General features: G+C 40.6%; 12 protein-coding genes. All 12 read left to right on the forward strand.

Translation table 11 applies throughout. The annotated features are described in order from the left end of the window. Positions 1-4 precede the first annotated feature (4 nt). Positions 5-973, forward strand: coding sequence for a phospho-N-acetylmuramoyl-pentapeptide-transferase (mraY, locus tag ACLR96_RS02120; protein WP_177270378.1), 969 nt, complete (start codon positions 5-7; stop codon positions 971-973). Positions 974-1,000: 27 nt separating this feature from the next. Next, positions 1,001-2,380, forward strand: a complete 1,380-nt coding sequence (gene murD, locus ACLR96_RS02125; protein WP_177270380.1) for a UDP-N-acetylmuramoyl-L-alanine--D-glutamate ligase — start codon at positions 1,001-1,003, stop codon at positions 2,378-2,380. A 9-nt stretch (positions 2,381-2,389) separates the two neighbouring features. Then, a complete protein-coding gene (ftsW, locus tag ACLR96_RS02130) occupies positions 2,390-3,544 on the forward strand; it encodes a putative lipid II flippase FtsW (protein WP_243206936.1) in 1,155 nt (384 codons plus the stop codon). Beyond that, a complete protein-coding gene (murG, locus tag ACLR96_RS02135; RefSeq protein ID WP_177270382.1) occupies positions 3,545-4,654 on the forward strand; it encodes an undecaprenyldiphospho-muramoylpentapeptide beta-N-acetylglucosaminyltransferase in 1,110 nt (369 codons plus the stop codon). It abuts the gene before it with no gap. A 58-nt stretch (positions 4,655-4,712) separates the two neighbouring features. Beyond that, positions 4,713-5,969, forward strand: a complete 1,257-nt coding sequence (gene murA, locus ACLR96_RS02140; protein WP_177270384.1) for a UDP-N-acetylglucosamine 1-carboxyvinyltransferase — start codon at positions 4,713-4,715, stop codon at positions 5,967-5,969. After that, positions 5,959-6,711, forward strand: a complete 753-nt coding sequence (locus ACLR96_RS02145; protein ID WP_177270386.1) for an FtsQ-type POTRA domain-containing protein — start codon at positions 5,959-5,961, stop codon at positions 6,709-6,711. Before murA ends, ACLR96_RS02145 begins: the two co-directional genes overlap by 11 nt. 168 nt (positions 6,712-6,879) lie before the next feature. Next, positions 6,880-7,992, forward strand: coding sequence for a cell division protein FtsZ (gene ftsZ, locus ACLR96_RS02150; RefSeq protein WP_177270388.1), 1,113 nt, complete (start codon positions 6,880-6,882; stop codon positions 7,990-7,992). A gap of 62 nt (positions 7,993-8,054) precedes the next feature. After that, on the forward strand, positions 8,055-8,831 hold the full coding sequence (locus ACLR96_RS02155; protein WP_177270390.1) for a TrmH family RNA methyltransferase: 777 nt from the start codon (positions 8,055-8,057) through the stop codon (positions 8,829-8,831). A gap of 12 nt (positions 8,832-8,843) precedes the next feature. Continuing rightward, on the forward strand, positions 8,844-9,866 hold the full coding sequence (gene pheS / locus ACLR96_RS02160; protein WP_177270392.1) for a phenylalanine--tRNA ligase subunit alpha: 1,023 nt from the start codon (positions 8,844-8,846) through the stop codon (positions 9,864-9,866). Between the two features lie 12 nt (positions 9,867-9,878). Next, positions 9,879-12,350 (forward strand): phenylalanine--tRNA ligase subunit beta, encoded by a 2,472-nt coding sequence (gene pheT, locus ACLR96_RS02165; RefSeq protein ID WP_177270394.1) that lies wholly within the window; start codon positions 9,879-9,881, stop codon positions 12,348-12,350. An 11-nt stretch (positions 12,351-12,361) separates the two neighbouring features. Next, a complete protein-coding gene (locus tag ACLR96_RS02170) occupies positions 12,362-12,925 on the forward strand; it encodes a cell division protein ZapA (RefSeq protein WP_177270396.1) in 564 nt (187 codons plus the stop codon). 6 nt (positions 12,926-12,931) lie between these two features. After that, positions 12,932-14,556, forward strand: a 1,625-nt coding sequence (locus ACLR96_RS02175) for an endonuclease MutS2 (protein WP_412265093.1), incomplete at its 3' end; no start/stop codon positions are given.

Genomic DNA, 14,556 nt, shown 5'->3' on the forward strand with positions numbered 1-14,556 from the left:
CGCCATGAGTTACATTAATATCGGAATAATTATTATAATAGCGTTTATAATCTCTGTTGTTTTGACAAAGCTGGAGATTCCTATTTTGAGGGCTAAGGCGGGACAGAATATAAGAGAAGATGGTCCTCAGTCCCATTTGTCTAAAGCGGGTACTCCCAGTATGGGAGGTATAGCCATAATAATAAGTGCAGTGGCAGCCACTCTTATTGCGGGTCTTGTGTGGGGTGGCAGTGTATCAGATATGCTGGTTATTCTTTTCGTATTTCTGGGATTTGGATTTATAGGTTTCTTTGATGATTATCTTAAGGTTATAAAGAAAAATAATCTGGGGCTGCGAGCATATCAAAAATTCGGTCTGCAGATAGTTATATCTGTTGCTTTGGCAGTATTTCTCGCCAACTACGCCCAGGGAAGCACTAATGTATATATTCCAATAGCTGATGTTTATGTGGATTTTGGCATATGGTATATTCCTTTTATTGTTTTCGTGGTACTGGCCATGACGAATGCTGTGAATTTAACTGATGGACTTGATGGGCTGGCTTCAGGTGTTACAGCTCTTGTTACGCTGTTTTTCTCAGTGGGCGGACTTACTTATGGAATAGCTTCAGGAACATATTTCTGTGCGGCTGTCTGTGGGGGATGCTTGGGATTTTTGGTTTTTAATAAGAACCCGGCTAAGATATTTATGGGTGATACAGGTTCATTGGCGCTGGGAGGCGGTCTGGCAGCGGCGGCAATAGTCATGAAAATGGAGCTGCTTCTTCCTATAGTAGGACTTATATATGTGATAGAAGCGTTGTCTGTAGTGCTTCAGGTGGGTTATTTCAAACTGACTAAAGGAAAGAGGATTTTTAAAATGGCTCCGATACATCATCACTTTGAAAAGTGCGGATTTAAGGAAGTTCATGTAGTTATAGCATTTTGGATATTTACAGTCATATGCTGTGTAATAGGTTTGGGAATTATTTAAATATTCGTTAGGTTAGGAGAAGGTACAATGTCAAAGGGAAACGTAACAGATATAACAAATAAGAAAATACTTGTAGTAGGCATGGGCAAATCAGGAAAAGCAGCAGCGCAGGCGATGGTTAAACTCGGAGCTGATGTATCGGTTCAGGATAATAAAGCAGAAGACAGCATAGACTCCCAGCTTTTGGCTTTTCTCAGAGACAAGTCAGTAACATGTTATCTGGGCTGTGAACCTGATGATATGAGTATATTCGATATGCTTATACTCAGCCCGGGAGTATCTCCCGAATTGAACTTTATAAAAAAAGCAAAGACTGCAGGTGCTGAGATAATCGGTGAACTTGAGATTGCGTATCGAATAGGAAGCGGCCAATATGTAGCTATAACCGGTACTAACGGTAAGACTACCACTACTACGTTAGTGGGAGAGATATATAAAGAGGCAGGTAAGAAGACTTATGTGGTCGGCAATATAGGGGTAGCTGTCATATCAAAGGCTTTGGCAGCAGAAGAGGACAGTTGGCTTATAACAGAAACAAGCAGCTTTCAGCTTGAGACAATAAAGGATTTCAGACCTGAAGTATCAGCAATTTTAAACTTGACTCCTGATCATATAGACAGACATAAAACCATGGAAAATTATGGAAGAGCTAAGGCCGCAGTTTTTAAGAATCAGACTCCTGATCAGTATTGCGTAGTAAATTATGATGATAAAGAATGCCTTGGGCTGACGGAAAACTGTAATGCCAAAGTAGTTCCTTTCAGCCGGAAGACAACTCTTGATTTTGGCGTTTATGTAGATGGAGATACGATAATAATAAAAGATGAAGATGGAAAAATAACAGAGATCTGCAGACCTGTTGATCTGCAGATACCAGGAGCACATAATTTGGAGAATGCTCTTGCGGCTTGTGCTATAGCGTATTTCGGAGGAATAGAACCGGAAGTGATCGGAAAAGTTCTAAGAGAATTCAGAGGAGTGGAACATAGAATAGAACTTTGTAATACTATAGATGATATAAGGTTTGTCAACGACTCTAAAGGAACAAATCCGGATGCATCCATAAAAGCTATAGAAGCCATGAAGGAAAATATAATACTTATAGCGGGAGGATATGATAAAGATGCTTCTTTTGATGAATTTGTAAAAGCCTTTGAAGGAAGAGTAAAAACTCTTCTTCTTATGGGGAAGACCGCAACAAAAATAAAAGAGGTCGCTGAAAAAGAAGGATTTACCAATTCTATAATATTAAAAGATATGGAAGCTTGTGTAAGGGAAGCTTACAGAATAGCTCAGCCCGGGGATGTTGTGCTGCTTTCGCCTGCATGCGCCAGCTGGGATATGTATACGAGTTTTGAACAGAGAGGAAAGCATTTTAAAGCTTGTGTTCAAGCTTTGGAAAGGTGACGAACATAATTGGAAAGAGCAGAAAAGAAGGTTAAGAAAAACAGAAAAAAAATAAAACTTAAATCAGGGGACTTCTGGCTGATGCTTTTTACATTAATGCTGGTGATATTCGGACTGATAATGGTTTTCAGTGCAAGTTATTATTATTCAATAAGTCAGGACGGGACTGCATACAGTTATCTGCTGAGGCATGGCATGTGGGTGATTATAGGGCTGGGTGCCATGATATTCGGCGCAGCCTTTGATTACAGAAGGTATAAAAAATTGGCTATACCTGTTTGTATCCTAAGTGTCATTTTGCTCATATTGGTTTTGACTCCGCTCGGCCAGACTACAAACGGAGCTACGAGATGGCTGAGGCTGGGGCCGATTACTATAATGCCGGGAGAAATAGCTAAGCTGGCGGCTATATTATTTGTAGCATGGTTTTTAAGTGAAGACACTAATCGCATAAAGTCCATATTGAGAGGCATATTGCCTCTCATTGGAGTTGCAGGTGTATATGGCGGGCTTATAATAATGCAGCCTAACTTGTCCACAGCTATAACAGTATGTGGAATTATCATAGCCATGATGCTTGTAGCAGGACTGAAATGGCGGTATGTTGTTACTGCCGGAGGTGTAGGGATAGCAGGTATACTCAGCATAGTGCTTTTTATGAAGGATAGCTATTGGTATACAAGGTTGACCAGCTTTACAGATCCTTTTGCCGATCCTCTCAATGAAGGTTATCAGGCAGTTCAGTCACTTCTGGCTTTAGGATCAGGAGGTTTGTTCGGTGTGGGGCTTGGTAAGAGCGTGCAGAAAAACCTGTATCTTCCGGAACCTCAAAATGACTTTATTCTTGCCATAATAGGCGAAGAACTCGGCTTTGTAGGACTTCTTTTGCTTATAGTTCTGTACTGTCTTTTTATATGGAGAGGTACACATGTAGCTATAAATGCGCCGGATCAGTTCGGTATGCTGCTGGCATCGGGAATAGTTCTCATGGTAGCCATACAAGTTATTTTGAACATAGCGGTGGTAACATCATCTATGCCTCCTACAGGAATAAATCTGCCTTTCATAAGCTACGGCGGAAACGCATTGCTTATATTCATGTTTTCCGCAGGAGTACTGATAAATATATCAAGGCATGGGCCGAAAAATATGGGAGTGAATTAAATGAAAGTAATAATGACTTGTGGAGGTACAGGAGGCCATATATATCCTGCCATAGCCATCGCTGATGAGATAAAAAAAAGAAAGCCCGATTCCCGGATACTTTTTGTAGGCTCTGAAATAGGGCTGGAAAGCACACTGGTTCCGGAGAACGGATATAATATTGAACTTATATCGGCAGATGGATTTAACAGACAACATCTTTTGAAAAATATTGAAGTCATGAAAAAATTGAGGAAAGGGGGCAGACGCTCCCGTGAAATACTTAAGGAGTTCAGGCCTGATGTGGTCATAGGCACCGGCGGCTATGCCAGTGCTCCGATAATGAAGGCGGCTCAGAAGATGGATATACCTACTTATGTCCATGAGCAGAATGCTGTTCCCGGAATGGCTAACAAATTGCTGGAAAAGAATGTAAAAAAGCTTTTTTTGGGATTTGAAGAGGCATCCAAATATTTTAAATATCCAGAGAAACATGTGGTTGCAGGAAATCCTGTAAGGAGTGAATTCATTACGACGAGCAGAGAAGAGGCAAGGGCTGAACTTGGTTTTAAACCAGCTGACTTTGTTCTGCTGGCTTTCGGAGGCAGTCAAGGCGCTGGCAGGGTAAATAAAGCTATGCTTAAAATAATAGAAACTTTTAATGGTGTAAAAGATTTTAAGATATGTCTTGCCACAGGAGGGTATTATTACGACGCTATAAATAAAGAGCTTGAAGACAAAGGTATAAAAGTAGAAAACAATGTCAGAATAATGGAGTATATTTATGATATGGCTAAATATCTGGCCGCATCTGATCTGGTCATAAGCAGAAGCGGGGCGCTTACAGTGGCTGAAGCTACTGTCTGCGGCAAACCGGCTATCTTCATACCATCGCCTCTTGTAACAGGTAATCATCAGTTTTTTAATGCAAAGGCAGTTGCTGATAAAGGCGGAGCTATAGTGATAGAAGAAAAGGAACTTAATAATGATAAGCTGGTGTCTGAAATACTTAAACTCAAAAATAATTCAGGAATATTAAAAGATATGTCAGAAAAAAGTCGCTCATGTGCGCCTTTAAAGGCAACAAAAATAATATGTGATAATATAATGGGTTCTGAAATAAGACAGTAAACAGTAACGATAAAGACACCTCCGACATATTATAGAATATGGTTCGGAGGTGTTTTTTTTGAGTGATTATCATGTAAAGGGCGGCAATCGGCTTTCGGGTGAAGTGAAGATCTCAGGGGCAAAAAACGCGGTGCTTCCTATACTTGCAGCGTCTGTCATTACTAAAGGGGAGAATATATTTACTATGTGTCCTGATATATCGGATGTAGAAAGCATGGTAAAGATATTGAATGCTCTGGGCTGCAAAGTAATCCGTGACGGAGATACTTTGTGTGTCAATGCATCGTATCTTTCTGAATGCAGGATACCGGATGAGCTGATGAAAGAGATGCGTTCCAGTGTCTTTCTGGCAGGATCACTTCTGGCCAGATGCGGTGAAGCTGTTATAAGTAATCCGGGAGGCTGCAGGATTGGAGAAAGACCTATAGATCTTCATATAAAAGGCCTTAGAAAGATGGGAGTACATGTAGTACATACAGCAGAGACTATAAAGCTGCAGGCGGAAAATTTAAAAGGAGCCCATATCAGTTTGGATTATCCCAGTGTGGGTGCGACGGAAAATCTAATGCTGGCGGCAATGGCCGCTGAAGGTGTCACAAGAATAGAAAATAGTGCCAGAGAGCCGGAGATCATCGATCTGCAGCAGTATATAAATCGCTGCGGAGGATGCGTGAAAGGAGCTGGTACTAATGTGATAGAAGTGATAGGCGGTAAAGATCTCAAGGGATGCGAACACAAAATAATTTCTGACAGAATAGAAGCGGGCACGTATCTTTTGATGGCTCTGGCTACGGAAGGAGAGATACTTCTTAAAGAGACTGACCGCAGGTTAATAGCTCCACTTATATCAATCCTGGAGCAGAGCGGTTATGGCATAGGATACAGTAAAAATGAAATATGGGCGAAAGCCAGTGGAAGCGAACATGTGAGATGTCATATACATACAGCTCCTTATCCGGGATTTCCTACGGATTTGCAGCCTCAGCTTACAGCTTTTCTCACTAAAGCCGGCAGAGGATCGTCAGTAGAGGAAAATATCTTTGAAAACAGAATGGAATATGTAAAACAGCTGAAAAAAATGGGGGCGGATATTGAAATATCCGAAAAAAAAGTTATAATAAATAATAACAATATATTGTGTGGCACAGATGTCAAAGCCGAAGATCTCAGGGGAGGTGCGGCTCTTATTATTGCAGGTCTCATGGCTGAAGGAGATACTGTCATAAGAAACACTAAATATATTAAAAGGGGATATAGCAAATTAGAAGAAAAGATAAGACTGTTAGGCGGAGAAATTAGAGAAAATGAGAAGTGATAACCGTACGGAAAAAATGGCGAAAAAAAAGAAGCGGCGTAAAAAACATTATCTGCTGAGATTTATATTGTTTATCATGATATGTACAGGGTTATATTTTGCGTCGCATATCGATTATTTTGACGTAGACGGTATTGCAGTAGTAGGGAATAAAGAAATTTCGGATGAAGAGATAATAAAGCTTTCAGAGCTTAAGACAGGAATGAATCTTTTTGATGTGCATCCATGGTTTGTCCAGAGAAAAATAAAGAAGAATCTTTATGTAGAAGACGTGGATGTAGACAGAAAGCTTCCCGATAAGATTGAAATACATGTTACTGAGCGCAGCGGCAAGGCACAGTTTGTCAAAGGAAAGAAATATTTGATTACTGACAATGATGGAATGGTGCTTGAGGTGGCTGAAGAAGCTCGGGAAGTCACTCTTGTGGAAAATGTAACTGTTAAGAACGCTGAACTCAAGAAAAATATAGAAGTAGAAGAGACAGGCATATATGATAAGGTAATGGAGCTTATCAAGACTACAGAGGAGAACGATCTTTATTTTAAAAAGATAAAAATCGAAAAAAATAATGTAGAAGCATATGTTTATGATGATCTTGTATGCAAAGGAAAATATGATAATGTATTGGAAGCGATAAGATCAGATGCTTTGAGAACGGTTATTTACAACTTATATCAGAAAAGCGTGGAAAGCGGTGTTATCAATATAAGCAGTAATAATTATTGTTCCTTTACGCCATAAAATTTGTATGTTATAATGTAAATGTTTATTACGTAGGAATATGGAATATCGTTTTTGACGATATGACAGGCAACCGTGTAAACCGGGGCCTGTTCTTAATTTAAAAAAATGCTTTTAAAATTTGCATTTTCAAACTATGAAGTATAAAAATATAGGAGGTACCTCTGGATGTTACAATTTGAGATGAATGACTCGACGCTGCAGACGATAAAAGTAATTGGTGTCGGTGGCGGCGGATGTAACGCAGTTAATAGGATGATAGACGGAGGCATGAAAGGCGTTTCTTTCATAGCCGTAAATACAGACAAGCAGGCTCTTGCTAAGAGTAAGGCCGAAACCAAAATACAGATAGGTGAGAAGCTTACGAAAGGTCTGGGGGCGGGAGGAAATCCTGAGGTAGGTCAGAAATCGGCAGAAGAAAATCTGGAAGATCTTGAAAAATTCATCGCAGGTTCTGATATGATCTTTGTCACATGCGGAATGGGAGGAGGTACCGGTACCGGAGCAGCTCCTATAATAGCTAAGATAGCTAAGGATATGGGGATTTTGACCGTGGGTGTTGTTACAAAGCCTTTCAGATTTGAAGGAAAGAAGAGAAGTGAACATGCTGAACTTGGAATAAAGTTTCTTAAAAAGTATGTTGATTCTCTCGTAGTGGTTCCTAATGATAAACTACTTGAGACTGTTCAGGAACAGACCTCTCTTTTAGAGGCTTTTGAACTCGCCGATGAGGTTCTCAAAAAAGGTGTTCAGGGTATTTCCGATATCATAGTTGATGATGCCCTTATAAATCTTGACTTTGCCGATGTTACTACGATTATGAAGGATAGAGGAATCGTACATATGGGAGTGGGAGTCGGAAAAGGCGAGGACAAGCTCAACGATGCGGTCAGAGATGCTATTGACAGCCCTCTTCTTGAAACCAAGATATCGGGAGCAAGAGCGGTTCTTATCAATATAACAGGCGGCAGGGATCTTACCATGTTTGATGTGGACAAAGTCGCAAGTCAGATTGATGAAGAAGCTGATAAAAATGCTATAATTATTTTGGGAGCGTCCATCAAGGAAGATCTGCAGGATGAAATATCAGTGACGGTAATTGCTGCCGGATTTGAGAAAAGCAACAGTGATTTGCTTAACAGTTCTGTTATCCCTGGAACAAGTCCTCTGGAAAACAGCACAAATGTGGAAGAACCACAGGAACAGAAGACTGCGGCTGCTGAGGATGATGTTTACAAAGGATCGTCACGCATTGACATTCCTACTTTCTTGCAGAGATAGAGAAAGGAAAAGAGTATTCCAATAGCCGGTTATGACCGGCTATTGTTCTGATTTCATAAATAATGAAAATTATTACGTCAAAGAATAATTCTATATACAAAAAAGCTCTCAGGCTTTTAAAAAAGAAATACAGAGATGAAACAGGCATGTATCTTCTTGAAGGCGTTAAACCTCTCGAGGATGCGTTTTATATGGATGTAAAAATAAAAACGGTATTTTTGCGTGAAGGAACGGAAAACAGACCGGTTTTTACGGAAACGGATACTATTATTCTGAGCCGTGATTTATTTAACAGGCTTTCTGATACTGAGTCGTCTCAGGGGATAATAGCTGTTGCTGAGAAATATTCGTATGATAATAAAAGTTTTTCTGAATCTGTTAAAGATGGTAATATATTGATCATGGATAGGTTGCAGGATCCGGGGAATATAGGGACGATAATAAGGACTGCCGAGGCTGCAGGTTATAAGGGAATTATCATGATGCGAGGGAGCGGAGATGTGTATTCGCCAAAGGTTGTAAGAGCTGCGGCAGGATCACTTTTCAGAATGCCTGTCATAAATGCAGACACAGTTGCTGAGGCGACAGAGCTGATTAAGATTACAGGGAAAAAAATGGTCGTTACATGTTTTGATACGGATGTCAGTTGTTTTGATGTTGACCTTACATCGAATGTTGCTGTTGTTATAGGCAACGAAGGACAAGGTGTAAGGGATGATTTTATAAACAGCGCAGATTTAAAAATAAAGATCCCTATGGAGGGATCTATAGAGTCGCTTAATGCGGCGGTGGCTGCCGGCATACTTATGTACCAGTCACAAAAGATAAATTTTAAATGAGAGGTAGATAAAATGCAAGCTCAGTTGAACAAGATTTTAGAAGAGGTGAAGGTACAGCTTAAAGAAGCGTCCACGCTGGCTCAGACTGATGATATAAGAGTCAAGGTTTTAGGAAAGAAAGGCAGACTTACAGAAATCCTAAGAGGGATGGGCAAACTGTCTCCTGAAGAGCGAAAAGAAACCGGTCAGATGGCCAATAAGGTCAGAGCCGAAATAGAAAAGCTCCTGGAGGAAAAATTTGAAACTGTGAAAGAAGCAGCAAAGGAAGCGCAGTTTAAAATTGAAAGACTTGATGTGACCGAGCCTGGAAAAGAAATAAATCTCGGAGTTAAACACCCTCTTACCATAACTATAGAGGAAGTTTCAAAAGTTTTCATGAATATGGGATTTTCAATAACAGAAGGTCCCGAGGTTGAAACGGTGTTCAATAACTTTGACGCATTGAATGCCGGACCTAATCATCCGTCAAGAGATATGACCGATACTTTTTATATAACAAAGGATACACTGCTGAGAACTCAGACTTCGCCGGTACAGGTGAGAACACTGCTTAAGCAGGATCCTCCTATAAAAGTTGTTTCTCCGGGGAGATGTTTCAGATGTGATACCCCTGATGCCACTCACTCACCTATGTTTCATCAGATAGAAGGTTTGGTGGTAGATGAAGGGATCACGATGGCTGATTTGAAAGGAACTCTTGACAGTTTTGCAAAACAGCTTTTCGGTACAAGTACAAAAACTAAATTCAGACCTCATCATTTCCCATTTACGGAGCCGAGTGCCGAAATGGACGTATCATGCTTTAAATGCGGCGGGAAAGGATGCAGAGTGTGTAAAGGAAGCGGATGGATTGAAATATTAGGCTGCGGCATGGTGCATCCGCATGTGCTGGAAGTAGGCGGTATTGATACGGAAAAGTACACCGGATTCGCTTTTGGTATGGGAGTGGAGAGAGTTGCTATGCTCAAATATGGCGTCGATGATATAAGATTATTTTATGAGAACGATATGCGCTTCATAAATCAGTTCAAATAGGAGGGTTAATAGATGTTAGTTCCAATAGAATGGCTGCGAGATTATATAGATCTGGATGTTACTACAGAAGAATTCTGTGACAGGATGATCATGTCAGGGTCTAATCTGGAAACCTGTGAGCATTTCTGTGAGGAAATGGAAAATGTAGTGGTAGGAAAGATCGAGAAAATAGAAAAACATCCGGACGCTGACAAGCTTGTTATCTGCAGTCTCAATGTAGGTAAGGATGAGCCGGTTCAGATAGTTACGGGAGCTCCTAATGTATTTGAAGGCGCACTTGTTCCGGTGGCTCTTCATAAGAGCAGGATACCGGGTCCTCTTCATGGTCAGCCGAAGCAGGAAGGCGGAGTGAAGATAACAAAAGGAAAGCTTCGTGGCGTAGAATCATTTGGTATGCTTTGTTCTGCCGGGGAGCTGGGTTTTGAAGATAAAGTTGTGCCGGTAGCTCATAAAGAAGGCATATGGATACTTGAAGGCGATTACAGTATAGGGCAGGATTTTGCAGAAGCTCTGGGGCTGAAGCAGGCTGTAGTTGATTTTGAGATAACGCCTAACAGACCTGATTGTTTAGCCATGGTGGGGATGGCAAGAGAAGCAGCAGCCACATTTAAAAAGCCTTTTGCATATCCTGATACAGATATAAAAGAAGAAAATGGCGAGGGAAAAACAAAGGATTACATATCTGTAGACATAAAAAATCCTGAAAGCTGCAAAAGATACGTGGCGAGAGTCGTTACAGATGTAAAAGTGGAACAATCTCCGTGGTGGCTTCAGAAAAGGCTGATGTATGCCGGAATGAGACCTATTAATAATATAGTAGATATAACCAACTTTGTTATGCTTGAATATGGACAGCCTATACATGCTTTTGATATTAACCAGGTGAAAGGAGGCAGGATCATAGTTGAAAACGCCTCAGAAGGCGAGAAATTTGTTACACTGGATAATAATGAGAGAACAATGACAAAAGATATGCTTCTGATAAAAGATGCCGAAAGAGGGATTGCTATAGCGGGAGTAATGGGAGGTCTGAATTCAGAGGTAGAAGAGGATACAACTACAATAATAGTAGAGTCGGCAAATTTCAGCGGCGACAGTGTGCGAGCCACATCCAAGAAACTTGGACTTCGTACAGAGGCTTCTTCAAGATTCGAAAAAGGAATCGATCCAAATCTTTGTGAGGTTGCTGCAGACAGGGTCTGCAGACTGATAGAGCTTATCGGAGCAGGAAAAGTCTGCAAGGGAAGCGTGGATAATTATCCTTCCCCTGAAATTTCAGAAAAAATAGACATAAGAGTAGACAGGATAAATCATGTTTTGGGAATAGAGCTTTCCAGAAAGGAAATGGTTGATATTCTTGAAAGCCTTGAAATAAAAGTGAGCGGAATAGGTAACACAATGACGGTAACACCGCCGACTATAAGACAGGATCTTGTGGCTGAAGAAGATTATATTGAGGAAATTGCAAGGATATATGGATACGATAAGCTTCCTGTTACATTGCCTAAAGGTAATTGTGAGGCGGGGATATCATATGAAAGAGCACTCAGGGATCTTACGAGAAATTCACTTTGCGGAATGGGGCTTAATGAAATACAGACTTATTCATTTGTGAGTCCTAAGGGTGTGGATAATGTCAGAATAGACGAGGATGCATGGGAAAGAGCATTTGTTAAGATCATAAACCCTTTAGGTGAAGAAAATTCAGTGATGAGAACGATACTTACCCCGAATATGATGGAGGTTCTCGCAAGAAATTATTCAAGAAATATCGATAAGGTAAAGGCATTTGAAATAGGAAATACATTTATGGCCAATATGCTGGACAGCGATGCTTTGCCTGATGAACAGTATTCACTATGTATAGGTATGTATGGAAAAGACGAAGACTTTTTCAGCTTAAAAGGCGTAATTGTTGAGCTTTTAAAAGTTTTAGGAATCAAGGAGGCTGTATTTGAGGCCGAGTCTCAGTACGGCGTTTACCATCCGGGAAGATGCGCAAGAATTGCTGTATCATCAGAACGAAAGAATGAAGACGGAGAGGCTCTTTTCGATGAGTTGGGAATAATGGGTGAGATACATCCGGATGTAGCGGAAACTTACGGTATGGATGGCGTAAGAGTTTACTGTTGTGAGCTGATGTTTGACGCTATTATGAGGCATGCAGATACGGAGAAGACCTATACACCTCTTCCTAAATATCCATCCACTTCAAGAGATATAGCTCTTCTTGTAGATGAGGATATGGCGGTAGGAAGAATAGAAGAAATTATCAAAAAGTACGGAAAATCAATACTTGAGGATGTCAGGTTATTTGATGTTTACAGAGGAAAACAGGTAGAAGAGGGAAAGAAGAGCGTTGCTTTCAACCTTATATACAGAGATAAGGATAAGACGCTGACTGATGAAGAAGTGACATCTGTACACGGAAAAGTACTTGAAGCGCTGAAGGAAAAACTTAACGCAGTCTTGAGAGAATTATAGGAGAGTTTCGTATGGAGAATAATAAAGTAAAGGTTAAAATTTACGGTCAGGAATACGTTATAGCAGGGGAAAAGACAAAAGAAGAGATTATGCAGGTGGCTGCCCATGTTGATATGAAGATGCAGGAAGTCACCCAAGCGGCAAAAACTGCCGGAGTTGTTCCGTCTAACATAGCAGTACTTTCAGCTATAAATATAACCAGCGAATATTTTCAGGTTTTGGAAGAAATGGAAGAATTGAAGCGTATGAATATGCAGCTTGAAAAGGATGCACAGCATTATGTTCAGCTCTGGGACGAGTCTAAGAAAAACTACATGGATTATAAAGAAGAGACTCAGGCTATAGTATTGCAAAAGGATGAGCTTATGAGTCAGCTTAAACAAAAGGATGAAGACATCCAAAAATTAATGCAGGCTGCTGAAAATGCCAAAGCTCAGGCGCAGACCAGTATGGACGAGGTAGTGAAAGAAATCGAAGGAAAATGTAAAGAGCTGGAGAACAGTTTCTTTGATCTTCAAATGGAGAACCTCCAGTTGAAGAAGGAATTGGAAAAGTATAAGAATAATAACGGATAATTCTAAATGAAAGAAAAGACTTTAAATGTTTTAGAATATGACAAAATAATAGACATGCTTGCAGAAAAGGCAGGCTCTGAAATGACAAGAAAAATCATTTCAGAGCTCAGGCCTTTTGATAATGTGTCTCAAATAAGAGAAAGTCAAGGTGAAACCACAGAAGCGGTAAGGCTGATTAATTATAAAGGGCCATTACCTGTCGGTGGTTTTTATGATATTGAGGAAAGTGTATCATTTGCCAGAAAAGGCGGAACACTTACTATGGCGCAGCTTTTGAAAATCCTCTATAATATGAAAACTGCAGAAAGAGTTGTATCATTTTTGAAGGGCGATATACCTGAAGTTCCCATAATATGTTCGGTGACAGAACTTCTGGCTGTTCATAAACGACTGTCGGAAGAGATCGACAGATGTATTCTCTCAGAAGATGAAATGTCAGATAATGCCAGCGGTGAGCTTAGAAGCATAAGACGTGCCATGGTAAGACAGAATGAAGCTTTGAAAGTTAAACTAAATCATATTCTGAATTCTGCTGATAATAAAACTATGTTACAAGATTCCATCGTTACCATGAGAAACGGCAGATATGTCATACCGGTAAAGCAGGAACACAGAGGTCGTGTTCCGGGTATAGTACATGATCAGAGTGGCAGCGGAGCAACACTTTTTATAGAGCCTCAGGCAATAGTGAATCTTAACAACGAACTGAGACAGCTGGAGCTTGACGAAAAAGCTGAGATGAACAGGATTCTTAAGGAGCTTTCCGAGGGAGTGTCTGAGTATTATCACGATCTTGTCAATAATCAGAAACTTTTGCTTACTCTCGATTTGTTTATGGCCAAGGGTAAGCTTTCTATGGATATGGGTGGAGAAGAGCCGGAGATAAATGAAGATGGAATAATGGATCTTAAGTCCGCAAGACATCCTCTTATAGCTGCGGATAAAGTTGTTCCCATAGATATATCCATCGGCGGAGAGTACAGGACGCTGGTAATAACAGGACCTAATACAGGTGGCAAGACTGTGACTCTTAAGACAGCAGGACTGCTTTCACTGATGTCGCAGACCGGTCTTCATATCCCCGCGGCAATAGGAAGTAGGCTTCCGGTTTATCATCAGATATTCGCAGATATAGGCGATGAACAGAGTATTGAGCAGAGTCTCTCAACATTTTCGTCTCATATGACCAATATTGTCGACATAGTACAAGAGGCTGATAAAGAGAGCTTGGTGCTGCTTGATGAACTTGGGGCGGGAACAGATCCCACTGAGGGAGCGGCTCTGGCAATAGCCATATTGGAACGTCTTTACAGCATGGGAGCTTATTCCGTATCCACAACACATTATACAGAGCTTAAAAAATATGCCATATCTACTGATGGAGTTGAAAATGCTTCCATGGAGTTTGACGTGGAGACGCTTAGTCCTACGTATAGGCTTATTATAGGCGTACCGGGCAAATCCAATGCTTTTGAGATATCTCGCAAGCTGGGGCTTTCCCGGGAAATAACCGACAGAGCGAGAGAACTTCTGCAGGAAGGAGATATTGCTTTTGAAGATGTGATATCGGCTCTTGAAGAAGATAAACGGATAGCCGAGGAAGAACGTGATGAAGCTATTTTGATAAATAT

This window comes from Lentihominibacter sp. (genome assembly GCF_046951855.1).
In the GTDB taxonomy this organism is placed as follows: domain Bacteria; phylum Bacillota; class Clostridia; order Peptostreptococcales; family Anaerovoracaceae; genus Lentihominibacter; species Lentihominibacter hominis.

Coding starts and splice junctions, on each gene's coding strand:
- ACLR96_RS02170 (WP_177270396.1), top strand. CDS start 12,362: ATGGAGAATAATAAAGTAAAGGTTAAAATTTACGGTCAGGAATACGTT.
- murG (WP_177270382.1), top strand. CDS start 3,545: ATGAAAGTAATAATGACTTGTGGAGGTACAGGAGGCCATATATATCCT.
- ACLR96_RS02145 (WP_177270386.1), top strand. CDS start 5,959: ATGAGAAGTGATAACCGTACGGAAAAAATGGCGAAAAAAAAGAAGCGG.
- murD (WP_177270380.1), top strand. CDS start 1,001: ATGTCAAAGGGAAACGTAACAGATATAACAAATAAGAAAATACTTGTA.
- mraY (WP_177270378.1), top strand. CDS start 5: ATGAGTTACATTAATATCGGAATAATTATTATAATAGCGTTTATAATC.
- pheT (WP_177270394.1), top strand. CDS start 9,879: ATGTTAGTTCCAATAGAATGGCTGCGAGATTATATAGATCTGGATGTT.
- ACLR96_RS02155 (WP_177270390.1), top strand. CDS start 8,055: ATGAAAATTATTACGTCAAAGAATAATTCTATATACAAAAAAGCTCTC.
- ftsZ (WP_177270388.1), top strand. CDS start 6,880: ATGTTACAATTTGAGATGAATGACTCGACGCTGCAGACGATAAAAGTA.
- pheS (WP_177270392.1), top strand. CDS start 8,844: ATGCAAGCTCAGTTGAACAAGATTTTAGAAGAGGTGAAGGTACAGCTT.